General features: G+C 65.6%; 18 protein-coding genes, 1 tRNA gene and 1 pseudogene. 10 read left to right on the forward strand and 10 right to left on the reverse strand.

The genetic code is table 11. From position 1 onward, the window contains the following. Positions 1-158 precede the first annotated feature (158 nt). The 5 genes from LI334_RS07300 to LI334_RS07320 all read left to right on the forward strand — a co-directional run bounded on the left by LI334_RS07300 (position 159) and on the right by LI334_RS07320 (position 4,804). Entirely contained in the window at positions 159-2,330 is a 2,172-nt protein-coding gene (locus LI334_RS07300; RefSeq protein ID WP_227259735.1) for a hybrid sensor histidine kinase/response regulator, read from the forward strand. Between the two features lie 75 nt (positions 2,331-2,405). Continuing rightward, positions 2,406-2,819, forward strand: coding sequence for a hypothetical protein (locus tag LI334_RS07305; protein WP_227259736.1), 414 nt, complete (start codon positions 2,406-2,408; stop codon positions 2,817-2,819). A gap of 37 nt (positions 2,820-2,856) precedes the next feature. Continuing rightward, on the forward strand, positions 2,857-3,279 hold the full coding sequence (locus LI334_RS07310) for a hypothetical protein (protein WP_227259737.1): 423 nt from the start codon (positions 2,857-2,859) through the stop codon (positions 3,277-3,279). Between the two features lie 66 nt (positions 3,280-3,345). Next, positions 3,346-4,368 carry a lysylphosphatidylglycerol synthase domain-containing protein gene (locus LI334_RS07315; protein ID WP_227259738.1) on the forward strand — a complete coding sequence of 341 codons (1,023 nt, stop codon included), beginning with the start codon at positions 3,346-3,348 and terminating at the stop codon, positions 4,366-4,368. Positions 4,369-4,441: 73 nt separating this feature from the next. Further along, positions 4,442-4,804 carry a hypothetical protein gene (locus LI334_RS07320; protein ID WP_227259739.1) on the forward strand — a complete coding sequence of 121 codons (363 nt, stop codon included), beginning with the start codon at positions 4,442-4,444 and terminating at the stop codon, positions 4,802-4,804. A 15-nt stretch (positions 4,805-4,819) separates the two neighbouring features. Here LI334_RS07320 and LI334_RS07325 read toward each other — a convergent pair whose 3' ends face one another. The 5 genes from LI334_RS07325 to LI334_RS07350 all read right to left on the reverse strand — a co-directional run bounded on the left by LI334_RS07325 (position 4,820) and on the right by LI334_RS07350 (position 12,253). Then, entirely contained in the window at positions 4,820-5,818 is a 999-nt protein-coding gene (locus LI334_RS07325) for a cytochrome d ubiquinol oxidase subunit II (protein WP_227259740.1), read from the reverse strand. Next, the gene (locus tag LI334_RS07330) at positions 5,811-7,253 is read right to left on the reverse strand and encodes a cytochrome ubiquinol oxidase subunit I (RefSeq protein WP_227259741.1); all 1,443 of its coding nucleotides are present in this window, start codon (positions 7,251-7,253) and stop codon (positions 5,811-5,813) included. Before LI334_RS07330 ends, LI334_RS07325 begins: the two co-directional genes overlap by 8 nt. 168 nt (positions 7,254-7,421) lie before the next feature. Next, a complete protein-coding gene (locus tag LI334_RS07335; protein ID WP_227259742.1) occupies positions 7,422-9,584 on the reverse strand; it encodes a PAS domain S-box protein in 2,163 nt (720 codons plus the stop codon). 118 nt (positions 9,585-9,702) lie between these two features. Further along, the gene (locus LI334_RS07340) at positions 9,703-10,458 is read right to left on the reverse strand and encodes a DICT sensory domain-containing protein (protein WP_343750094.1); all 756 of its coding nucleotides are present in this window, start codon (positions 10,456-10,458) and stop codon (positions 9,703-9,705) included. A gap of 187 nt (positions 10,459-10,645) precedes the next feature. After that, entirely contained in the window at positions 10,646-12,253 is a 1,608-nt protein-coding gene (locus LI334_RS07350) for a SufS family cysteine desulfurase (RefSeq protein ID WP_406675853.1), read from the reverse strand. Positions 12,254-12,401: 148 nt separating this feature from the next. Here LI334_RS07350 and LI334_RS07355 point away from each other — a divergent pair, with 148 nt between their 5' ends. Then, the gene (locus LI334_RS07355) at positions 12,402-13,124 is read left to right on the forward strand and encodes a hypothetical protein (protein ID WP_227259744.1); all 723 of its coding nucleotides are present in this window, start codon (positions 12,402-12,404) and stop codon (positions 13,122-13,124) included. Positions 13,125-13,303: 179 nt separating this feature from the next. Here the strand turns inward: LI334_RS07355 and LI334_RS07360 are convergent, their stop codons facing one another. Next, positions 13,304-15,574 (reverse strand): heavy metal translocating P-type ATPase, encoded by a 2,271-nt coding sequence (locus tag LI334_RS07360; protein WP_227259745.1) that lies wholly within the window; start codon positions 15,572-15,574, stop codon positions 13,304-13,306. A 350-nt stretch (positions 15,575-15,924) separates the two neighbouring features. Between LI334_RS07360 and LI334_RS07365 the strand changes: the two are divergent. Then, positions 15,925-16,194, forward strand: a pseudogene (locus LI334_RS07365) (hypothetical protein); the annotation flags it as partial. A gap of 50 nt (positions 16,195-16,244) precedes the next feature. Here the strand turns inward: LI334_RS07365 and LI334_RS07370 are convergent. Beyond that, positions 16,245-17,630, reverse strand: a complete 1,386-nt coding sequence (locus LI334_RS07370; RefSeq protein WP_227259747.1) for a permease — start codon at positions 17,628-17,630, stop codon at positions 16,245-16,247. Positions 17,631-17,812: 182 nt separating this feature from the next. On the opposite strand from LI334_RS07370, the gene LI334_RS07375 reads away from it, so the two are divergent. Further along, complete coding sequence (locus tag LI334_RS07375) at positions 17,813-18,184, forward strand: SHOCT domain-containing protein (RefSeq protein ID WP_227259748.1); 372 nt, start codon at positions 17,813-17,815, stop codon at positions 18,182-18,184. A gap of 682 nt (positions 18,185-18,866) precedes the next feature. Then, a complete protein-coding gene (locus LI334_RS07380) occupies positions 18,867-19,223 on the forward strand; it encodes a SpoIIAA family protein (protein WP_227259749.1) in 357 nt (118 codons plus the stop codon). A gap of 26 nt (positions 19,224-19,249) precedes the next feature. Here the strand turns inward: LI334_RS07380 and LI334_RS07385 are convergent, their stop codons facing one another. Then, positions 19,250-19,567 carry an RPA12/RPB9/RPC11 RNA polymerase family protein gene (locus LI334_RS07385; protein ID WP_227259750.1) on the reverse strand — a complete coding sequence of 106 codons (318 nt, stop codon included), beginning with the start codon at positions 19,565-19,567 and terminating at the stop codon, positions 19,250-19,252. A 171-nt stretch (positions 19,568-19,738) separates the two neighbouring features. Then, positions 19,739-19,813: transfer RNA gene (locus tag LI334_RS07390), tRNA-Glu, on the reverse strand. A 160-nt stretch (positions 19,814-19,973) separates the two neighbouring features. Here LI334_RS07390 and LI334_RS07395 point away from each other — a divergent pair. After that, on the forward strand, positions 19,974-21,005 hold the full coding sequence (locus tag LI334_RS07395) for a sodium:calcium antiporter (RefSeq protein WP_227259751.1): 1,032 nt from the start codon (positions 19,974-19,976) through the stop codon (positions 21,003-21,005). On the opposite strand, the gene LI334_RS07400 is transcribed toward LI334_RS07395, so the two are convergent. Then, entirely contained in the window at positions 21,002-22,789 is a 1,788-nt protein-coding gene (locus LI334_RS07400) for a PAS domain-containing protein (protein WP_227259752.1), read from the reverse strand. The genes LI334_RS07395 and LI334_RS07400 overlap by 4 nt on opposite strands. Positions 22,790-22,805 lie beyond the last annotated feature (16 nt).

Below are 22,805 nucleotides of genomic sequence, written 5' to 3' on the forward strand. Positions count from 1 at the left end.
GCTACCTATCGTATCATCTGTTGGGTGCGTCCGCGGTTCGCTCGCGGCGCATCACCAGCGTGTCACACTATGAGGTACGCGTCACTCGGTCAGTTCGTCCGCGGGTACGCCGCCGGTGTCGTCGAGAGCGGTGTCGTCGGTTCCGGGGCGTGCGCGTGATGTCCGAGTTGACGGCGTCCGCGGAGTCCACGTCCGAGATTCGAGTGTTGCACGTGGACGACGACCCGGCGCTCACCGACCTGGTCGCGACGGCGTTGGAGCGCGTGAACGACCGATTGGCGGTCACGACCGCGAACAGCGTCGATGCGGCGCTCGCGCTCGTGCGGGACGAACCGTTCGATTGCGTGGTGTCGGATTACGAGATGCCGGGGCGTACCGGCGTCGAGTTCCTCCGGACGCTCCGCGAGACGCATCCCCACGTGCCGTTCATCCTCTACACGGGAAAGGGGTCGGAGGAGGTCGCGAGCGACGCGATTACGGCGGGTGCGAGCGATTACATGCAGAAGGAAGCGGGTATCGACCACTACGGCGTGCTCGCGAACCGCATCGTGACGCTCGTGGAGCACGACCGCGCGGAAGCGACGATGAACGACGTCCAGCGATTGTTCTCCGAACTCGCGGACCGAACGACGGACGTGCTCTGGCTGTTCACGGCGGACTGGGCGGAGCTCGTGTTCGTCAACGACGCCTACGAGGACGTGTTCGGGCAGCCGACCGACGGTCTCGACGACGACGCGATGGGGTTCCTGGACGCGGTTCGGGAGCGCGACCGGCCGCGGCTCGAAGACGCGATGACGGCGCTCTCCGACGGCGTCTCGGTGGACATCGAGGTCGGCGTGGAGACGACGGACGAGGGGACGCGCGACCTCTGGATCAAGGGCGAGCCGATAACGGACGACGCGGGCACCGTGACGCACGTCGGCGGGTTCACGCGCGACATCACCGAGCGGAAGACGCGGGAGCGCGAACTCGAACGCTACGAGGCCTACCTCGAACGCTCCACGGACATCATCACCGTCCTCAACGCGGACGGCACCCTCAAGTACCAGAGTCCGTCCGTCACGCGCACCCTCGGGTACGAACCCGGCGAACTCGTCGGACAGAACGGGTTCGACATCGTCCACCCCAACGACCGCCCCGGCCTCTTCGAGACCTTCCTCCAGCTCGTCGAAACCCCCGAGGACTCCGTCACCGCCGAGGGACGGTTCCGGACGGCGGACGGCGAGTGGCGGTGGCTGGAAGTCCGCGGCCGCAACCACCTCGACCATCCCGTCATCGAGGGCGTCATCACGAACAACCGCGACATCACCGAGCGCAAGCGACGCGAACGCGAACTCGCGCGGATGCGCGGCCTCCTCGAAAAAACCGAACACATCGCGGACGTCGCCGGCTGGGAGGTCGACGCCGAGACGATGGAGGTGTTCTGGACCGACCACCTCTTCGACCTCATCCGCGCCGACTACGACGACGAACCGACGATTGACGAAGCGCTCTCCATCTACCACGAGGACGACCGTCCCGTCGTCGAGAACGCCATCGAGACCGCGCTCGCGGACGGCGAGCCCTTCGACGTCGAAGCCCGCTTCCACACTCCCTGCGGAGAACTCCGATGGCTCCGCATCCAGGGCGTCCCGATAGTCGAGGACGGCGCGGTCACCACCCTCCGCGGCGCGGTGCAGGACGTCACGGCGCAGAAGGAGAGCGAGCGCGAACTCACCCGGCAGAACGACCGCCTGGAGGAGTTCGCGAGCGTCGTCAGCCACGACCTCCGCAACCCCCTGACGGTCGCGGACGGCTACCTCGACCTCGCGCGCGAAACCGGCGACCCGGACGCCCTCGACAAGGTCGCTCACGCGCACGAACGCATGCACGACCTCATCGAGGACATCCTCGCGCTCGCCCGACAGGGCGACCGCGTGGACGCCGACACGCCCCTCGACCTCGCCGCCGTCATCGAGGACGCCTGGCGGAACGTCCCCACCGACGGCGCGACGCTCGACATCGCGACCACCGCGACGGTGTACGCCAACCGCGGCGTCCTCCAGCAACTCCTCGAAAACCTCTTCCGGAACGCCGTCGAGCACGGCGGCGACACAGTCACCGTCAACGCCCACGACGCCACCATCACTATCGCGGACGACGGCCCCGGCATCCCCGAACACGAACGCGACCGCGTCTTCGAAACCGGCTACACCACCACCGACACCGGCACCGGCTTCGGCCTCGCAATCGCCAGCCAGTGCGCGGACGCACACGGCTGGACGATTCGCGCCACCGAAAGCCCGGACGGCGGCGCGCAGTTCGAACTCACCAACGTCCACCTCGAATAACGCCCGCGCGCCGACACGCCTCCGGAACAGTTCACCGAGCGAGGGCTTTTGCGGGTGGCGCTCACATGGCCGCGCATGGCCTTCACGTCGTTACGCGCGCTCCTCTTCGGGCCGACACCCGAACGGACGCGGCGGTGGAGTCTGCTCGTCGCGCTCGTGTTCGCCGGGTCGCTCCTCTACTTCGCGGCCGTGAACGCGTTCACCGGCTACGAGTGGCCCGTCCACCTCGCGCTCGTCGTCGCGCAAGCCTACGCCACGGGGGCGCTCGTCGTGAGCTGGGGCGTGGCGTTCGCGGCCGTCTGCGGCCTCGTACTGAACTACGGCGGCATCGGCGTTACTGGCGCGCTACCGAGCCTCCCGCGGCTTCTCGGCCTGGCTCTCGTCGCCGGCTGTCTCGCCGCGCTCACCGTCGGCACCCTCGGGTTCGCAGTCGGCGCGACACTCCGACGTGTCTCTGGATACCGCTTCGAACCTCTTAGCCCTCGTTGATGTGACTTTTATCACGTTCCAGATACGACGGCCGGTAATGGAGAGACGGGACTTCGTGTGCGCTCTCGGGAGCGGTGGCGTGCTCGGACTCGCGGGGTGTTCGCGGCTTCGGAGCGCGCCCGAGGAGGTTCGGATTCGCCGTATCGGCGTCTACAATTTCCGGCCGGACGCGCAGACCGTCACCGTCGTGGTTTCCGCGGACGACGCCGTGGCGTGCTGGAAGACGGTTTCAGTGCCTGGGGACGCAGAACGCGTACTCGAAGACGTGACCGTGGAACCGAACCGGTACACTGTCCTCGCTCACGGCCCCGTCGGAACCGACCGCGTTCTCGACACACCGGAGATTCTCGACCGGGGCACGCCGCCCGGGGACGCGCCCCACGATATCGCGCTGGCCGTGGCGCTCCGCGCTGACGGCGCGTTCAGCGTCTCCGTCGAATTCGACGGCGCGCGCGAGTAGTCGGGAGGGTCGCTGTCTGAACTCGACCCCGGAGCGTTTTTGCACGTCGTCCGCGGACTGGCGGACGTGCGTCGCTCACTCCGGTTCCTGGTCGGGGCGCTCCTCGGACTGGGGGTTCTCGCGGGCTACGTGTACGCGGTCGGCGCGGACGCCGTGCTCGCGCGCGCCACCCGACTCGACCTCGGCCTGTTCGCCGTCGTCGTCGCGCTCGTCGTGGTCGAGGGCGTCGTGGACGGCGTCGGCGTCTGGGCGTCCGTTCGGCCCCTGAACGGCGGTCTCTCCCCGCCGGAGAGCGTGCGGTTCGCGCTCGCCGGCGACTTCTTCGACATCGTGAGTCCCGCCGGCCCCGTCACCTCGGAGCCGATTATGGCGCGCTTCATCGGCGTCGCGACCGACACCGGGTACTCTGACGCGCTCGGCGTGCGGTCGGTCGCGAAGTACGTCAAGTCGGGCGCGCAGGTCGCGTTCGCCGCCGTGCTCGGTGTGCTCGTGCTCTTCGACGCGCCGGACGCCAGCGGCGTTCTCACCGTGCTCGGCGTCGCCGTCGGCGGCCTCCTGCTCGTGGGCGCGCTCGCGCTCGCGTCCCGCGACCTCCTCTCCCGCCTGCTCGTCGCCGTCTTGACGCCGCTCGTGGTTCGGGTGTCCGCGCTCTATCGCGACCGCCCGCACGACCGCGCGACCGTCCGGCGTGCGGTCGAACGGTTCTGGGAGCGCGTCCTCGCGTTCCGCGGAACACCTGGGCTCCTCGCGCTCGTCGCGCTCGGGGGCGTGCTCGAACAGTTCGCCACCGCGCTCGCGCTCTGGGTCGCCCTCCACGGCGTCGGCCACCCCGTCGCCCTTCTCCCGATTCTCGTCGTCGTCCCGCTCCCGCAGGTCGCGAGCGCCGTCCCGATTCCGGGGAGTCTCGGCGCGTACGACCTCCTCCTCGGCGGCGCGCTCGTGCTCGTGACCGCCGCGCCGAGCGCGCCCGCGGCCGCCGCCGTGCTCGTCCTCCGCACCACCACGCTCGTCTTCGGCGCGACCGTCGGCGGAGTCTGCGTCGCCTTCCTCCGCGGCTGGCGGCCCAGCGAGTCCGAGCACCGGAACTGACACCACGCCGCCGCGCGACCCGCCCGGTGGGGGAATCGAAAGGCCGAGGGCGTTCGACGCCGAGGGTTCCGATATGGATTTGTCGTCGCTTCCGTCGCGACCGCTGACGGGACGGGAAGTCGCGGCGCTCGACGAGTCGGGTACGTTCGTCGCGGTGCGGCCCGTCGAGCGGTTCGAGTTCGAGGCCGTCGAGGAGACGCTCGTCGTCGCCGTCGTCCTTATCACGACCCAGGGCGTTCGCGGCGTCGCGTTCGACCCCGAGCGCGGGTGGCGGGTCGTCCATCGCGCCGACCGCGACGACATCGAGGAACTCGCGGACGTCCCCGAATCCGCCATCGACGACGCGCAGCGCGCGCTCCGCGCCGAAATCACCGACCTCGAACGCGAACGCGGCTTCGGGAGCCGGCTCGTCGACGCCTACGAGACGCACTCGTAGCCCGAACGAACGGGATTATTCGCCGTAGCCGTCTGCCTCTATCGGCCCGCTGAACACGCCGTAGAGGAATTTGAAGTACCAGAGCACCAGCAGGAGCACGGGGAACCCGAGGACGGTGGTGAGGTTGAGCGCCAGCGGCGAGACGACGGCCTCCCTGACGGTCAGCCCGGTCGCCGGATAGACCGTCGGATAGAGCAGGACGGCGACGAGCACGGTCAACAGCGCGGGCATGGTGAGCGCGCTCGCCAGCCACGCGCGGTACCGGCCGCGCAGGGCGAACACGCTCCCGGCGACGCCGCTCAGGACGGAGGCGGCGACCAGCGCGGCGACCGGCCACGACAGAATCACGTCGGCGGCTCCGCCCGCGTCGGTGAGGACGACGACCGCAAGCAACGCCACCACGCCGCCCAGGTACGCGGCGGTCGCACCGATGCCGTACCGGCGGAGCGGCCGGGCGAGGCCGGGGTCGGTCTTCGCCGCGAGGAACGCCGCGCCCGTGACGACCGAAACCGCGACCAGCCCGACCCCGGTCAACACGGCGGGGAGCGAGAGCGTGGGGGCGTCGAACACCCAGCGTCCGGCGAGCACGCCGAACAGGAGCGGCGCGAGCGCGCTCCCCGCGACGAACGAGAGGTCGCAGTAGCGCTTCCAGCGGTCGTCGTCGCGTTGCTCGCGGAGTTCCGGGCCGAGGCCGCGGAACAGCAACGCGAGGACGAACCCGATGGCGAGCAGGTAGTGGTCGGCGAGCAACCGCGAGTACACGCGGGGGAACGCCGCGAGGAGCATGGTGCCGAACGCGACGAGCCAGACTTCATTGGCGTCCCACACCGGCCCGAACGCCGCGAGGAAGGTCTCCCGGTCGTGTTCGTCGTCGAGGGTCGCGTACAGGATGCCGATGCCGAAGTCGAAGCCGTCGAGCACGAGGTACATCCCGAGCGCGAACATGACCGCGCCGAACCAGACTTCGGGGAGCGATTCGACGAGGTAGGCGTCGACGGGGAGCCAGTCAGTCATTCTCGTTCACCTCCGGGAGTGGGCCGCGCCAGCCGTCGTCGGCGTCGTCGGTCGCGCCGAGGTCGCGGAGTTCCCCGCGAATCAGCCACTTCAACACGTAGAGCGCGGTCGCGATGAGCGCGACATAGACGACGACGAACGCGGCGAGCGTCAGGGTGGCGTCGGTGCCGGAGAGCGCCGCGGACACCGCGTCGTTCGTCTTGAGTTCGCCCTGAATCACCCAGGGCTGGCGGCCGATTTCGGCGACGTACCAGCCGGTGAGCAGGGCGGCGTACCCGAGCGGTGACGCGACGACCATCGCCTTCAGGTAGCGGTCGCTCTCGGATAGCCGGCCGCGGTAGAGGAGGAACGCCCCCCAGAGCGCGAGCGCGATGAACAGGAACCCGAGCCCGACCATCACGCGGAACGACCAGAAGACGAGCGCGACCGGCGGGTTCTCCTCGTACTCGTTCAGTCCGAGGACGGTGGCGTCGAAGTCGCCGCCGCTGGCGAGGAACGACCCGACCCCGGGGAGGCTCACGGTGAAGAGGTTCTCGGCGCGCGGGTCAGAGATGGCGTCGATGGAGGTCGGGAACGCGAGCAAGTGGAGGTCTGCCTGCCCGGTCTCGTAGTGGGCTTCCATCGCGGCGAACTTCTGCGGCTGGGTGTCCTCGACGTGCCGGCCGTACGCGTCGCCGTGCAGCGCCTGGAACGGCGCGGAGACGAGTAACACCACGACCGCCACTTTCAACGCCGTGTTCCACGCGGCGGCGTCGCGTTTCTTCCAGACGATGTACGCGGAGACGCCCGCGACCAAGAGCGCGACCGAGATGACGGAGGCGTTTATCATGTGGACGTACATCCACGGCAGCCGCGGCGTGAAGAACGCCGCAATCGGGTCGGTGAGCTGTGCGATTTCGAGGCCGTTGCGGACGACCATCTCGTAGCCCTGCGGCGTCTGCATCCACGCGTTGACGACGAGAATCCAGAACCCCGACAGCCACGCGCCGAACCCCACGAGCACCGAGGAGAGGACGTACGTCCGGTCGCCGACGCGGTCGCGGCCGTACAGGAGGACGCCGAGGAAGACGGCTTCGAGGAAGAACGCCATCTTCGCCTCGAAGGCGAGCGGGCCGCCGATGAGTTCGCCGGCCACCTCGGCGAACCGCGGGAAGTTCGTGCCGAACTGGAAGCTCATCGGAATCCCGGTGACGGTACCCATGACGAACCCGGCGGCGAACACTTTCACCCAGAACGACCGCAGGCGCGCGAACCGCTCGTCGCCCGTTCGCACGTCCTTCCACGTGAAGTAGACGATGAAGGGCGCGAGTCCGACGGAGAGCGCGGCGAACAGGATGTGGACGGATATCGTCCAGCCGAACTGCGCGCGGCTCGCGAGTTCCGGCGAGAGGAACGCGAGCCATCCCGGGTCGAGGACGGTCACGGGCGTGAACATGCGTCAGCGTTCGCGGGCCGCGGTATTAATTGCTGAGCCGGTTCCCAGGTTCGAGTACCCGACGCGGGCGTTTAAGCGCCAGTACGCACTAGCTCTCGTACGCGCACGTCCCCGAACGACCACGCGGGTTCGACCGCCCGACCGAAGAACCGGTGGTCTCGCGACGCGCTATCGTGGCGGGTCGTCGGTGCGGATTTCGAACCGCGCCCCGCCATCCGCGCCGTTCGTCGCCGTGATCTCCCAGTCGTGTCGGTCGACGACTTCCGCGACGATGCTGAGCCCGAACCCGGTTCCCGCGTCGGCGGTCGTGTACCCCGCCTCGAACAGCCTCGATTGCGCGGCGTCCGGGAACCCGCGTCCGTCGTCGGCGACGTAGAACCCCGCCTCCGTCTCCCCGACCGTCACCGACACGTCCGCGCCGCCGTGGTCGACCGCGTTCTGCAGGAGGTTCGTGAGGAGTTGCTGGAGCTGGTCGCGGTCCGCCTCGACGGTGCGCGCGGTCTCGACGGAGAGCGACGCGTCCGGCGCTGAAATCGCCTCCCAGCACGCCCGCGCCATCGCCGCCAGCGAAACCGGCTCCGTCTCCATCGCGTCCTCGCCGGCGCGCGCGAGCGCCAGCAAGTCGTCTATCAGCGCGTCCATCCGCCCCAACGCGTCCGAGATCTTCTCGATGTGCTCGCTCTCGCACTCGTCGCGTAGCAACTCCACGTGGCCGTCCGCGACCTGGAGCGGGTTCCGCAGGTCGTGACTCACGACGCTCGTGAACCGCTCCAGGCGCTCGTTGTGCTGGACGAGTTCGCGCTCACGCCGCTTCTGCTCGCTGATGTCGCGGTCCATCGCCACGAACCGGTCTTTTCCCTCCAGGTTGAGGCGGATGAGATGGACTTCGACCGGGAGCGTCGTTCCGTCGCGCCGTTCGAGTTCGCCCTCGAACCGGCGCGGCGTGTTCGGCGTCATCGACTTCCAGAACGCCGTCGCCCGGTCGCGGTCGGCGGACTGGTCGAGGTTCCAGACCGTCCGCCCGAGGAGTTCGTCCTCGCTGTACCCGAGTTCGTCACAGAATCGCTGGTTCACGTCCCGGATGACGCCGTTGATGTCGTGCACGGCGAACATGTCCGGGGAGTGTTCGAACAGCGCCTCCAGTCGCGCGGTCTGCGTCTGCAACTGCCGTTCGTACTGTTTTTGCTCCGTTACGTCGTCCTGGAACCCGACGAACAGTTCGAGGTCGCCGGCGTCGTCGAACAAGGGAGCGATGCGGACGCGGTTCCAGAACGCCGTCCCGTCCGCCCGGTAGTTCCGCAACTCGACCGTCGTCGCCTCCCTGTTTTCGACGGCTTCGCGGAGTGCGGCGACCGGTTCGTCAGCCGTGTCCTCGCCCTGGAGGAACCGACAGTTCCGGCCGAGAACCTCGGCTCGCTCGTAGCCCGTGAGTCCGGTGAACGCCTCGTTCGCGTACACGACCGGGTTATCGTCCTGATGGGGGTCGGTCAGCAGGATGCCGAGTGGCGCTTCGTCCATCGCGCGTTCCTTCAGGGACGCGTTCCCGGCGTCCGTCTTACTCGGCAGAGGTGAGAGCGTGCAGATCAACGAGCCGTCGTCCGTATACGAGAGCGTGTGTTCGGCAGTGATCTCGTCGCCGTTCTTCCGGACGAACGAGGTCGTGCCGCGCCACCGGCCCTGCCGCGCTTCCGGCAGTAGCACGTCGTAGACCTGCTGGATGTCCTCCTCGCGATAGAAGGCCTCCCAGTGCGTGCCGAGCAACTCGTCGCGGTCGTAGCCGAGGATGTCCGCCCACGCGGAATTGACGTACTCGATTGCGCCCGTCTCGTCGAGGATGGCGATTCCGTCGCGTGCCGTTTCGATGGCTTCGAGTCCGCGGTTCAGGTAGCGTTCCGCCCGGACGCCGTCGACGGCGTTCTGAATCCGGTTCGCGAGGACGCTGTACTGTTCCGTGCCACCCGCCTTCTGGAGGTAGTCCGTCACGCCGGCCGTGATCGCCTCGCTCGCGATTTCCTCGCTCCCCTTGCCCGTGAAGAGGATGAACGGAAGCTCGGGGTGCGTATCACGAACGCGCTTGAGGAGCGTGAGTCCGTCCAAGTCGGGCATGTCGTAGTCGCTCACGATACAGTCCACGGATAGCTCGCCGTCAGCGAGCCGCTCCAACGCCGCCCGAGGCTCGGTCGCAGAATGGACGGTGAAGTGCTCGCGTTCGCGTTCGAGGAACGCGGCAACGAGCTCGCAGAAACCGGCGTCGTCGTCGATATGGAGGATGTCGATCGTCTGTGCCCTTGGGAGAGCGCTCGATTCAGGAAGGGCATCCCGGTCGGTCATACGCACTCAAGGGGCCGACACGGTAATGGTCTGCTGATTGCGCGCCACCGCCGCCCGTGACGCCCGCTATGGCTGCGACCATCGAACGGGCCGGAGACCAGAACTCACTCTGGCTAGCTTACAGTTCGCGTTCGATGTAGCGGTTGAGCTGTTGAACGGTGTCCGTGTCGTACGTCCAGAGTCCGTCCCAGGTGCCCGACTCGACTTCGATTGCGACGAGTGCGGCGTGGGGGCGGGAGCTATCCGCTGGGACGTGGACGACGAACCAGGACGTTCGGAAGTCCTCGTTCCAGCCGCCGTGCATCGTCACGTCGAATTCCGGCGGCGGTGTCCAGTCCGGCATTCCGTACACGTGCGTCTCTGTGTCGGTGTCAGCCAGCCGTTCGTACACTGCTCTGGTTCCCTGTTCGTCGTTGATGCGTGAGAGGCGCTGGAACGACGCTCGATGCGTCCCACCGTCGGTCTCCAGCGCCAGTCGTTCGATGTATCGGGAGACGGTGATGAGAAGGAGTTTTTCTTTGTCCGACGTGGGGTGGCCTCGCAAGCGAAACGGTGTGTTTGCCAGCCCGTCGATGACGGCCGGCAACTCGACGTCCTCAGGCTTCCGCGTCCCGGTCTTGTAGAGGTCTGAGTTCACCACCAGAATCGAGTCTTGCACCGCGCCCAACGGGGACTTGGCGACGACATCCCCCTCGTCGAGGAGATACACCACGTCCTCGTTCGCGTCTTCGAGGGTTCGCTCTTGAACAGTCACCTCCTGCCCGACGAACATCCGTTCTAATAGTTGTTGAACCGGACGCGGTGCCTGCCTGTTCACCACCGCAAGCGACAGGTCGCTCTCCCCCGGTTCATCGACAAATTCGCGCAGACCCATTGTTGTCGTTCTCTAGTGCGTTACGAAGTCACGGGGATAAGACTGTTCGCTATACGCACCCGCAAAGTCAGACGACGCCCCAGAACGAATGGACGGCCGGCCGAGCGGCCGTTCGCTCGCGTCAGCGACACCCGCGCTCTGCACACGCGTCGGAGGGAACGCCACGTGCTGGCGTCTATCCCCGGTTCTACGGGTCTGTGAGGTGTTCGCGCGCGCCGGCTTGGAGGACGTCTTCGGGGCCGACGACGCAGTCGCGGCGCATGTCGGGGAAGTCGCCGTCGAGGAGGGCGTCGACGGTTCCGGAGAGGTCGGTGAGGTCGCGGACGTGCGCGCCGGTGAGGTGGTCGGCGAGGAGGCTGGCGACGGCCTGACTGACGGCGCAGGAGTCGCTCCGGAAGCCCATCGCCTCGATACGCCCCGACTCGTCTATCCGGACGTGGAACTCGCCTTCGTCACCACAACTCGTTTCCGCGGAGTGCTTTCTGAACGTCGGGTTCTCGATTCCGTCCGGGTTCGTCGGATTATGGTAGTACTCGGCGATTAGGTCGTGGTAGCGGTCGGTGAGGAGGTGGTCGCGTTTCCGCTGGGCGTCTTCGAGTGCGTCGAGGAGGGTGTCGATTTCGCTGCGGGTGTTGTAGACGTAGAAGGACGCGCGGACGGAGCCGGGGACGTCGAGGATGTCGTGGAGTGGTTGGGTGCAGTGGTCGCCGGCGCGAACGGCGATACCGTGGCCGTCGAGGAGTTCGGAGAGGTCGTGGCCGTGGACGCCATCGACGTTGAACGACACCAAGCCGCTTCGCTCGACAGCCCCGGGTGGCCCGTAGTACTCGATGTCGTCGCGGGCGTCGAGTTCGTCGATGAGATATCGGGCGAGGGCGGCTTCGTGTTCGCGGACGGCGTCCATGCCGATGTCGTCGAGGTAGTCCGCGGCGGCGGCGAGCGCGATGCCTTCCGCGATTGGCGGGGTGCCGGCTTCGAATTTCCAGGGGAGGTCGTTCCACGAGGCGTCGTCGAACGTGACGTGACTGATCATCTCGCCGCCGAAGAGGAACGGCTCCATCGCTTCGAGCCGGTGGCGCTTCCCGTAGAGACAGCCGATGCCCGTCGGGCCGGCCATCTTGTGCCCGCTGAACGCGAGGAAGTCCGCGTCCAGCGTTTCGACGTCGACGGGGCGGGTGGGGACGGATTGCGCGCCGTCGACGAGGATGACGCCGCCGTGGTCGTGGGTGAGCGCGGCGAGGTCGCGGACGGGGTTGACCGTGCCGAGGACGTTCGAGACGTGCGCGACCGACACGAGTTCGACATCGTCGTCGATGAGCTCGCGGGCGTGCTCCATGTCGAGGGTGCCGTCGGCGGTCACGCGGATGTAGCGGAGGTCGGCTCCGGTTTTCTCGGCGATTTGCTGCCAGGTGACGAGGGAGGCGTGGTGCTCCATCTCCGTGGTGACGATGGCGTCACCTGGGTCGAGGCGGTTGACGCCCCAGCCGTAGGCGACGAGGTTCATCGCCTCCGTGGTGTTCTTCGTGAACACGATCTCCTCGCGGCCGTCGGCTCCGACGAACTCCGCGAGCCGGTCGTGTGCGGCTTCGTAGGCCCGGGATGCCTCGTGGCTGAGCGTGTGGATGCCGCGGTGGACGTTCGCGTTGTACCGGCTGTAGTAGTCCTCGTAGGTGTCGTAGACCTGGGCTGGCGTGTGGGTGGTGGCGGCGTTGTCGAGGTAGACGAGCGGCGTGTCGTTGACGCTGCGGTCGAGAATCGGGAAGTCACGCCGAATCGTGTCAGTATCCAATCCCATACGCGTGAGGGTTTTCCAGACGCCGTGAAAAAGTGTGGTGTCGGCTCACACGATGTGGGTGTGTCGAGCGGCCCCGCGCACCGAGTTCGATTAAATCGCTGTTTGACCGTCCGTCGGGTACATGCTGGCGTCGGTCGTCGGGGTTCGTATGGAGCGACGTGCCCTCCTCGCGCTCGGCGGTAGCGCCCTCGCAACGACCCTCGCTGGCTGTAGTTCACTCGGTGATGCAGACTCCACGACACCACGTGGGTCAACGACGAACTCCGAGCAGACGACGCCCCGGACGCCGTCCGCGTCGCTTCGAAACGGGAGTTTCGAGTCGGACTGGCAGGGCTGGACGGTCGGCCGCCGGCTTCCCGACGACCCGAACGAACCGGGGACGCGGCCGGTCGCCTCCGAGGCGGGGGTGAGCACTCGGTACGCGAGTGACGGCGAGACGAGCCTCCGGGTGTTCATCGACGGAAGCCAGGACGACGGTACCGTCTGGGTGGAACAACCCGTTGACCTCTCCCAGTACGACTACCTCGCCGTCGATTACCAGGTGTCCACGTCGTTCAACGAAATCCTGCAAGCCGCCGTCTACACCGGCCCCGAACCCGAAAGCGGTCTCGAAGAACGGCAGTTCGACCGGTCTCACTCGCTGGCGGGCCACGACGCCGCTGGCTGGAAAACCTTCGTCTACGACGTCACTCACGACGCGGACGGTATCGTCGCGGTCGGATTCAATATCGTCTGGGAAACCGGTGCCGTCGGCTTCCTCGATAACGTCCGGCTCACCAACGCCACGCCGACGACCGTCAGTCCGACGACCACACCTACCACGGAGTCCTCCGGCACCCGCAGTGAAACGTCGATGGAGCGAACCCGCTAGCGGCCGCCAGAACTGTTTTCGGGTCGGCGTTTTCGGCGTCGCGTATCGATCGGCGTCCCGGACGGGCCGAGGATTCGATGAGTTTGTCGGGCGACCGATAGTTCCACACGCGGAACGAAACGCGACCAGTGCGTGCGTGTGTACTGGATTCGCTCGAAAGCGTCGCAACCGCAGGCGTGTCAGTCCGCAGCCTGCGTGTCTGTGCCGGACGGATCCCCTGCGTGCGTGGGGATGGACAGGTCGATGCGGCGAAGCAACTGGGCGTTGATAGCGACGATAACCGTGCTCAACGACATCAGAAGCGCGCCCACAGCAGGGGATAACAGAATCCCGACCGGCGCTAACACGCCTGCTGCGAGCGGAAGTGCGAACACGTTGTATCCGGCCGCCCAGACGATGTTCTCCTGCATCTTCCGATAGCTCGCCTTGCTCAGCGTGACCAGTCGAACGACATCCAGTGGATTGTTCTGCACGAGGATGATGTCTGCTGACTGCACGGCGACGTCGGTTCCGCTTCCGATGGCGATGCCGACATCGGCGCGTGCCAGCGCTGGCGCGTCGTTTACGCCGTCGCCGACCATTCCCACCAGTTTCCCCTGATTCTGGAGTTCCTGGACTTTCTTGTCCTTGTCTTCGGGGAGAACTTCCGCGAACACGGTGTCGATGCCGAGTTCACTGGCGACGGCGTCAGCGACGTCCTGCGAGTCGCCGGTCAGCATCGCGACCTCGATACCCAGATTGTGGAGCGCGTTGACGACGCGGTAACTCTCCTCGCGAATCACGTCGGCCATCGCGAACGCGGCGATCAGCTCTCCGTCGCGGCTCGCGGCTTCGCCGCTCGCTCTGTCCGAGGGCTCGCTTCGCTCGCCCTCGCGAACGAGATACACCACAGTCTGGGCGTTCTGTCCGGCCTCGTCAGCGAAGCGCTGGAGATGGTCGGGGATCTCGCTATCCAGCTGGGTCAACAGGTTCGGCCCACCAACGTACACCTCGTTTCCGTCGACCTTCGCGCGAACCCCCCGTCCTTTGATCGCCTCGAAGGCGGTCGCATCAGGGGCGCTGAGGTCTCGCTCGTCGGCGGCCTCGCGGATCGCTCGGGCGATCATGTGTTCGGAGTCGCTCTCGACAGCCGCCGCCAACCGAAGTGCGTCGTCCTCGTCGACGCCGTTGACGGTCGCCATATCCACGACGCCGTGTTCGCCTTCGGTGAGCGTCCCTGTCTTGTCGAAGATAATCGCGTCAAGGTTCCGCGCGTCCTCCATCGCGATGCGGTCGCGAACGAGCATCCCGTTGCGCGCCGCGAGCGAGGTGTTTATCGCGACAACGAGTGGAATGGCGAGACCGAGCGCGTGTGGGCAGGCGATGACGAGCACGGTAACGACGCGCTCGATGACGGTCGCATCGAACGAGACCGCGACCGTCCACGCGATTGCGGTGACGAGTGCAGCGCCGAGCGCGGCGTAGAACAGCCAGCCGGCCGCGCGGTCAGCCAGTACTTGCGTTTTGGACGTGCTCTGCTGGGCGTCCTCGACGAGCCGCATGATACCGGCGAGCGTCGTCTCCTCGCCCGTTGCGCCGACGCGCACCCGGAGGCTGCCGTCGCCGTTAATCGTCCCGCCGATGACCTCGTCACCGGGTTCTTTCGAGACCGGCTGTGACTCGCCCGTGATCATCGACTCGTTGACCTCGGAGTCCCCCTCCTCGATCGTTCCGTCGGCAGGAATGCTCGCGCCCGGTCGGACGAGTACGAGGTCGCCCTCGGAGAGGTCGCTCACTGGCACGGACTCGGTGTCGCCGCCATCGGTGATGCGTTCGGCGGTATCGGGCATCAGCTTCGCCAGTTCGTCAAGTGCGCTGGAGGCTCGCCGGACCGACCGCATCTCGATCCAGTGGCCCAACAGCATGATGTCGATGAGCGTCACGAGCTCCCAGAAGAACGCCGACTGCGCCGGGAAGACCACGCTCGCCAAACTGTAGACGAACGCGACGGAGATCGCCATGGAGATGAGCGTCATCATCCCCGGCGCACGGTCTTTCAGCTCGGGGATAGCCATCTTCAGGAAGGGGATGCCACCGTAGGCGAATACGATCACTGCGAAAACGGGGTTGACCCATTCACTGCCAGGAAACGCCGGAACGGAGAAGCTAAGCCACTCCTGAAGCGTTGGGCTGTAGAGGAGGACGGGGATTGAGAGGAGTGTCGAGACGAAGAAACGCCGGCGGAACATCTGCTCGTGGCCTTCGTGCATCCCACCGTGACCGTCATGGCCACCGTGCTGGCTGTGTGTGTCGTGATCTTCTTCGTGGGGAGGCTGGGGCTCAGCCTCTGTTTCGAGGAGCGACTGTTCACTCCGCCCCTCAGTATGCGACTCGTCGTGGCCACTATGTGTGTCTTCGCCGTGATACGTATGGTCAGTCCCGTCAGTCGCGCGTTGGGAGTCGTCGTCCATTACTCGATAATTGGCTCCGTGGGGGTTTCAACGTGGAGGTCACTTCGAACTGACATAGTCGCTGAACGGGCGTCAATCGGGGCGGCTCCGAGACTGATGTGGTCGGAGAGCGTCCTCTGCCACTCTCCGACGTCACTGTCCGCCTTCCCGTCAAAACGACGTAGAGCATCCCGGTACCCCTCCAGAACTGACGAAGCGCTCTCCACCGACGGGCACCGTTTTGGAGCAGGGATTGGGGGCGTAGAGGGCGTACAGGATGGATGGCATCCCCGCTGCCGTGACAAGTGCCGCAACGAAACCCGTCTGGAAGATCGATACTTGGAGTGTCTCGAAACGAACTCTTTCCAGAAGTCCGCCTCGCGGCGTTCTTCGGCGCGCTCATGATGCTGTTGTTCTACTTCGGGAAATGGGATGTGGGTCACGGGTTCATCAACGGGGACTTCGCGTACATGCTCGTGTTCCTCGCGGTCGCCGCGTTCGCCGCGGGCCGCATCCTGGGCCTCGACCAGTACATCGAGAACTACGATGTCGGTGGCGAGACGCTCGTCGAGCGCTACCCCGGCCCTTTGGAGGGACTCACCACGTGTGAGATGCGCTGGGAATCGGTGGAGCCGAAATGAGAACCCCGGATAATACTCTGTACAGCGAGGAATCTTCGACGAAACAGACGTTAGTGGTCGTGGCCCTCCATCACCATCGGATGCCCGGTGGCGTATTCGTCCGGGTCCTCCTCGAACGTCTCCTTGCAGGTCTGCGAGCAGAAGTAGTACGTCTCACCGTCGTGGGTCGCCGATGGCTCGCTGTCGTCAGTCCGCATCCCACAGACGGGGTCACGGTACTGGCCAGGCGCACCGAGGCCGCGACGATACACGTACAGGAGAAAGCCGGAAAGCGCGAACGCAATGAGGTTGAGGTAGAACGTGTAGTTGAGCTCGAAGTACGTTTGCTCGGTCGCAGTCTCGCCGCCCGCCAGATCAGGGACGATGTTGAGGGCGTCGAACAGCAGTTCCATGAGGAAGCCGGTGAACGCCATCGTGACGAAGAAGACGCCGAGAATGTACAGCATCACCTTCCAGCCGTAGTACTTCCGGTAGACGTTCAGCACGGGAATCGTGATGAGGTCGGCGTAGACGAACGCGATGACGCCAGCGAAGCTGATGCCGCCGCCCCAGAGTGCGACGGCGAACGGGACATTACCCATGCTACCGACGAAGCTGAGGACGGCGATGGCGACGCCCATAATCGCGTTCTCGGCGGTCACGAGCAGCCCGTCGCCCTGGATGAACAGGGTGTTCCAGACCGACTGGGGGACGAAGACGATGACGAACCCCGAGATGAGGAAGCCGGCGATGACGTCCTTCCAAATCATCGACCACTCGTTGCGGTACTGGTTCCCGACTTTGTACCAGCCGCCCCACGACAGTAACTCGTCACGCCACCCGCCGCGGCTCGACATCTCCTGGCGGTAGGTCTCCATACACCCCTCCGAGCAGAACTTGAGCGTCTCACCGCCGTCAGTCGTGAGCGTGTACTCGTCTTTGCCTTCCATCCCGCAGGTCGGATCCTCGGTGACGCCCGCCCCGTGATCGCGCTCGTTGAGGGTCTCTCGCACCTCCTCGAAGAGATTCTCGGGGAGCGTGAGATGAACGATGACGGCCATCACGGCAATGAGGATGAGTCCGCCGAGTAACTCTGCGACGAGGAACTCCCAGCCGAGCAGAATCAGGATCATCAATCCGAGTTCGACGATGAGATTCGTTGACGCGAACATGAACGCGAGGAAGTTCACCGCGTGGGCTCCCTTCTTGAACAAGCCCTTCCCGATGGCGACAGCGCCGAAACTACAGCCACTACTGGCCGCGCCGAACGCAGTCGCCTTGGTGAGCCCGCTCAGATCACCGTCGCCGAGGACCTGGGCCATCCGCTCCTTCGAGACGTAGACCTGGACGAGGCTCGTGATCGTGAGGCCCATAATGATCGCCCACGCCGCCGTCCAGAGGAAGCCCACACCGATACGTAGCGCTTCGAGGATGCCATCAATCATCGTCGCTACCATAGGTATCAGTTCGAAGGGATCATCTATTGCAGTTTTCCTTCAGATAATTCGGGCCAGGGCCGTAGTGAGTAGGTATTCAAAAGAATAGTGGTGGGTAGAACACGTAAATCAAAGGCGCAACCGCATTGAATAGGTAGTGCGTAGTATAATCTGAGAACCCAAACTCACGGAGGGATCACAATATGCCCACAAATTCAGACGATACGCGACTTGTTACGCTCCTCCTCATTATCATCGGTGCCGTATTCATCGTCCCGTTGTTCCTCATGGGCTTCGGGATGATGGGGGTCGGTCCGATGATGGGCGGTATGTGGGGTGGTCACATGTGGGACGACGGAACGATGCCGGGCTGGGTGCTCATCGTTGGATTCGTGATGCAGCTCCTCTTCCTGGCCGCTCTCGTCGGTGGTGGCTACCTCCTCTATCGGACACTAACCGGAGACGGGGAGGAGTCAGACCAGGCGCTCGAAGAACTCCGACTCGCCTACGCACGCGGCGAACTAACCGACGAGGAGTACGAACAGCGACGAGAAAACCTCCAACGAGACCCTTGAGCACACATCACCTCCGAGCGATGACTGAACGCACTCATCGTCGCAACGAGCGACACACCCCACCTCTCGCGTAGCTTGAGTCCTATACGACGCTGAGACTGCGAACCACGCCCTGAGAACTCCGGGGAGCTTCCATCTTGCTGTGGATGCACGTATTGCAAGCACGCTTAGTCGCTGGTACGAAGCTGGCGGCGTGGGAGTCGGATGTCGAGGAGGCAGCCGTCCACGAGACGGTTCGCGACCGCGTGTATCTCTCACTCTACCACGCACAATCCCGAAGCTCGGCGAGCACGAAGTGATTCGTTTCGACGAGGAAACCGAGACCAGTACGTGGGCGATCCACGCAGAACAGGTCTTCGCGGTTCTCGAACGCGCAGGAACCGCGTTGGACAGCCAGCAGGAACAACACGCTAGCCGAGACTACTGTGATACCAACAATATATGGCAGAACGTAGTGATGTGTCGAACACGGACGGGGGCGACGAGTGGGTGGTCGTATCGTAGCGAGTCTACGAACCCGATAGTCCGGACGACCTGACGACGATAATCATCGAGGCGATCGCCGAACCAACTACGTCATAGCATCCGCTCGCTCCGACCCACAATAATGCCTCGCCCTCGACCGTGCGGACCCGCAGGGGCCGCCAGAACTGTTTTCGGGTCGGCGTCCTCGTCCTCACATATGTACGAGAAACTCGACCGAAGCCACGGGAACGTACTGGGGTACGAAGTCCGAGACGAACTCAACGAGGACGACCTGGACGCGATGCTTGCGGAGCTCGAAGAAACGATTCGAGCGGAGGGGTCGGTGCGGGTGCTCGTCGCGATGCCGTCGGTGCCGACGCCCGAACTCGACGCGCTCGACGAAGACCTCGGATTCTGGCTGGAGCACGGCGACGACATCGAGAAGTACGCGGTCGTCGGGGACAGCACGCTCGTCGAGTGGGCGACCGACGCCGGCGACCTCGTGTCTAGCATCGACATCGAGCACTTCGACGCAGACGATCGAGAGGCCGCCTGGGAGTGGCTAGAGAACTAGTTCCGACGACTCACCAGACCACCGGGTTAGGATTCGCGCCATTTGGTGCCGCACTCGACGCACGTGAACAGGCGAACCTCGTAGGAGCCGCCCGGCTTCGGCATAATCTCGTAGTAGGCCTGGTCGCTGTCGCAATCGTCAGCCGGACACGCCTCCTCTACCGTCTCCGAGTCGTTCTGAGTCGCGTCGGCGACCGCGGGCGCACCGTCGTCCCGTTGCCCGTCTTGGGTCGTCATCGCCGCCTCCGCCTGCGCGTCCCGCGACTCCTCGTGTCCGCAGGAGCGACACACCCACGTGTCGTCTTCAGTGTGCATTAGCGACCCACACGCATCACAGAAGTTCATATGACGTGACTATACACGACTGTCCGGGATAGGGTTAACGCGCTCGATTCACTCACTCGTATCAGCCCAGTCACCGAGCAACTCGTATTTTCTACGGCGTCCTGAAACGCCCGCACACCACTGGATATTCCCCAGCAACGGCTATTGTCTCAGAAGGTACCGTGAAAGGAGTGCTCCGTCAGGGATTTGAACCCTGGTCCTTGCCGTGAGAGGGCAAGATGATTGGCCGGACTACACCAACAGAGCACTGGTGCGTTCGTCGGCGGGTCGCTCCCGCTTCACTCGATTCGAGGAGACGGCGATATTTAAACCTCACTTTTCGGGATGGGTCTGTGGGATGGTGGCATTCGGAGTGGGTGGCGGGTTTCGGTGGCTTGATTCGGGTGGGCGTGCGAGTTCGCGGGTGATGGTCCTCTGGGGTCTGGTGCCGTCCTCGCCGGCGGCGAACGTGCTCGTTCTCATGGTCGCGACGGCGCTCGTCTGGGTGGGGAGCGGGTGGCTGGAGGAGTCCGCGGAGAACCTCGCGGCGTACTACGGTCTGCCGGCGGTCGTGCAGGGGTCGGTGGTGGTCGCGGTCGGGTCGAGTTTCCCCGAGCTGGCGAGCGTGGTGTTCGCGGCGCTCGCGGGCGCGTTCGACATCGGTATCGGGGCGGTGGTCGGGTCCGCTATCTTCAACGTGCTCGTGATTCCGTCGCTCTCGGGGTTGGCGGCGGACGACGACCTGTCCGCGAGCCGCGCTATCGTGTACAAGGAAGCCCAGTTCTACATGCTCGCGGTGTCCGCGCTCGTCGTGACGCTCGCGCTCGCGGTCATCTACGCGCCCATTCCGGGCACGACGCTGGACGGCGAGTTGACGCGGCCGCTCGCGATGATTCCCCTCCTCCTCTACGGGCTCTACCTCTTCATCCAGTGGCAGGACGTGAGCGACGCGAACCAGCCCGGTGACGCCGATATTTCGGCGGCGCGGGCGTGGGGGACGCTCGCCGCGGGCTTGCTCGTCATCCTCGTCGCCGTCGAGCAACTCGTGCACTCCGTGGAGTCGCTCGGGCAGACGTTCGGCGTCCCCGAGTTCCTGCTCGGCGTGACGGTGGTCGCGGCGGCGACCAGCCTCCCGGACACGCTCGTGAGCGTGCAGTCCGCGCGCGAGGGGAACGGCGCGACCAGCCTCGGGAACGTCTTCGGGTCGAACACGTTCGACCTCCTCGTCGCCGTCCCCGTCGGCGTGCTCATCGTCGGCGCGGTGCCCGTGAACTTCGCGGTCGCCGTGCCGATGTTCGCGGTGCTCACGCTCGCCACGATAGCCCTGTTCACGGCGCTCCGCACCGACCTCTCCCTGACAACGATCGAATCGGTCGCCCTGCTCGCCGGCTACGCCCTGTTCGTCGTCTGGGTCGTCCTGGAGACCCTCGGCGTCACGGCCGTCATCAAGAGCGTCTAGTCCTCGGGCGACTCGACGCCCGTGAACTCGAAGCGCGCGCCGCCGGAGTCGCTCTCCCCGATGGAGACCGTCCAGCCGTGCGCGAGCGCTATCTGTTTGATGCTCACCATCCCGAACCCGGTGCCGTCCTCCTTGGTGGTGTACCCGGGTTTGAACACGCGCTCGCGTTCCTCGACGGGGATGCCGGGGCCGTCGTCCTCGTAGTAGAAGCCGCCGGGGAGCGCGCCGACCCGCATCGCGGTGTCCGCGTCCGCGTGTTCGACCGTGTTCTTCACGAGGTTGTCCGCGAGTCGGACGAGCGCGCGTTCGTCCGCCAGCACGCGCTTCGACTCCACGACCGTGAGGGACGCGGGTTCGGTCTCGAACGCGTCCCACGACCGGAACACGTTCGCGATGTCCACGGGTTCCACGTCCGTCACGAGGTCGCCCTGCCGCATCACGTTCGAGAGGTCGCTGATGAGCGCGCTCAGCCTGTCGGCGGCGCGCCGCGCGTCGTCCAACCGGGATTCGTCGCCGTCGCGCGCCAGCTCGATGTTCCCCTTCAACACCGTGAGCGGCGTCTTCAGGTCGTGCGAGAGCACCTGCCCGAAGTCGTGCAGCCACTCCAGTTGCTCTTCGATGGCGATGGTGCGCTCCTTGCGCTTCGTTATCTGGCGCTGGAACCCGACGAAGTTCACCGTCTCGCCCGCGTCGTCCCGCACCGGCGACACCTCCACGAGGTTCCAGAACGGCTCGCCGGACTTCGTGTAGTTCAGAATCTCCGTCATCACCGTCTCCTCGTTCTCGACCGCCTCCCGGAGTTCGCGAACCGTCGAGGGGTCGGTCTCCGGGCCCTGGAGGAACCGACAGTTCCGACCCATCGCCTCCTCGCGCCCGTAGCCCGTCATCTCCGTGAACCCCTCGTTCACGTACACGATGGGGTTGTCCTCCCGAGTGGGGTCGGTGATGACGACGCCGACGGACGTGGCGTCGAGCGCGCGGTCGCGAATCGCGAGGTCTTCGAGCAAGTCCTCCTCCTCGGTGAGGTCTTCGACGACGCAGACGTGCCCGCCGTCAGCCAACTGCGTCAACACGAGTCGCTCCGGAACGGTGCGGCCGGATTTCGTCACGCCTGTCGCGCGCCCCCGCCACGACCCCGTCGCTTCGAGTTCGGGCAGGATGTCGGTCTCGAACCGCGCGCGCTCCTCTCGGCTGTACAGCGCAGACCAGTGCGTGCCGACGAGTTCCTCCCGCGTCCGCTCGTACACCTCGGCGTACGCCGGGTTCAGGTAGCGGTACGTGCCGTCCGCGTCGATGATGCCGATGCCCTCCTGCGCGGACTCGATGGCGAGGAAGCCCTGTCGAACCTGGGACTCCGCCCAGTGCTTCTCGACGAGCGTCTCTATCTTGTTCGCGAGCACGGGGTAGACGTCCGCGCCGTCCTTCTGGAGGTACTCGTCCACGCCCGCGGAGATGGCGCGGCTCGCTATCTCCTCGTTGCCCTTCCCCGTGAACAGCACGAACGGAACCTGGCAGTCGTCCGCGCGGAGCGAGTGCAGGAGGTCGAGACCGTTCGACTCGGGCATGTCGTAGTCGCTCACGATGCAGTCGTACTCGCGTTCCTGAATGTGGTCGCGAACCTCACTGGGGTCGCTCACTCCCGTAATCGTCACGTCGTCGAGTTCGCGTTCGAGGAACCGCGTCGATAACTCCACGGTCGCCTCGTCGTCGTCGACGAGGAGCACGCGTATCGTGCGGTTGTCCGGGCTGAACGAGACGATGTCGTTCAGCGGCGACGAAGCCATACCCCGTCACAGCACG

It is taken from the genome of Salarchaeum japonicum (assembly GCF_020614395.1).
Classification (GTDB): Archaea; Halobacteriota; Halobacteria; order Halobacteriales; family Halobacteriaceae; genus Salarchaeum; species Salarchaeum japonicum.

Coding starts and splice junctions, on each gene's coding strand:
- LI334_RS07330 (WP_227259741.1), bottom strand. CDS start 7,253: ATGTTCACGCCCGTGACCGTCCTCGACCCGGGATGGCTCGCGTTCCTC.
- LI334_RS07305 (WP_227259736.1), top strand. CDS start 2,406: ATGGCCTTCACGTCGTTACGCGCGCTCCTCTTCGGGCCGACACCCGAA.
- LI334_RS07355 (WP_227259744.1), top strand. CDS start 12,402: ATGGAGCGACGTGCCCTCCTCGCGCTCGGCGGTAGCGCCCTCGCAACG.
- LI334_RS07350 (WP_406675853.1), bottom strand. CDS start 12,253: ATGGGATTGGATACTGACACGATTCGGCGTGACTTCCCGATTCTCGAC.
- LI334_RS07385 (WP_227259750.1), bottom strand. CDS start 19,567: ATGAACTTCTGTGATGCGTGTGGGTCGCTAATGCACACTGAAGACGAC.
- LI334_RS07375 (WP_227259748.1), top strand. CDS start 17,813: ATGCCCACAAATTCAGACGATACGCGACTTGTTACGCTCCTCCTCATT.
- LI334_RS07395 (WP_227259751.1), top strand. CDS start 19,974: ATGGTCCTCTGGGGTCTGGTGCCGTCCTCGCCGGCGGCGAACGTGCTC.
- LI334_RS07310 (WP_227259737.1), top strand. CDS start 2,857: ATGGAGAGACGGGACTTCGTGTGCGCTCTCGGGAGCGGTGGCGTGCTC.
- LI334_RS07370 (WP_227259747.1), bottom strand. CDS start 17,630: ATGGTAGCGACGATGATTGATGGCATCCTCGAAGCGCTACGTATCGGT.
- LI334_RS07380 (WP_227259749.1), top strand. CDS start 18,867: ATGTACGAGAAACTCGACCGAAGCCACGGGAACGTACTGGGGTACGAA.
- LI334_RS07325 (WP_227259740.1), bottom strand. CDS start 5,818: ATGACTGACTGGCTCCCCGTCGACGCCTACCTCGTCGAATCGCTCCCC.
- LI334_RS07300 (WP_227259735.1), top strand. CDS start 159: ATGTCCGAGTTGACGGCGTCCGCGGAGTCCACGTCCGAGATTCGAGTG.
- LI334_RS07400 (WP_227259752.1), bottom strand. CDS start 22,789: ATGGCTTCGTCGCCGCTGAACGACATCGTCTCGTTCAGCCCGGACAAC.
- LI334_RS07320 (WP_227259739.1), top strand. CDS start 4,442: ATGGATTTGTCGTCGCTTCCGTCGCGACCGCTGACGGGACGGGAAGTC.
- LI334_RS07340 (WP_343750094.1), bottom strand. CDS start 10,458: ATGGGTCTGCGCGAATTTGTCGATGAACCGGGGGAGAGCGACCTGTCG.
- LI334_RS07335 (WP_227259742.1), bottom strand. CDS start 9,584: ATGACCGACCGGGATGCCCTTCCTGAATCGAGCGCTCTCCCAAGGGCA.
- LI334_RS07360 (WP_227259745.1), bottom strand. CDS start 15,574: ATGGACGACGACTCCCAACGCGCGACTGACGGGACTGACCATACGTAT.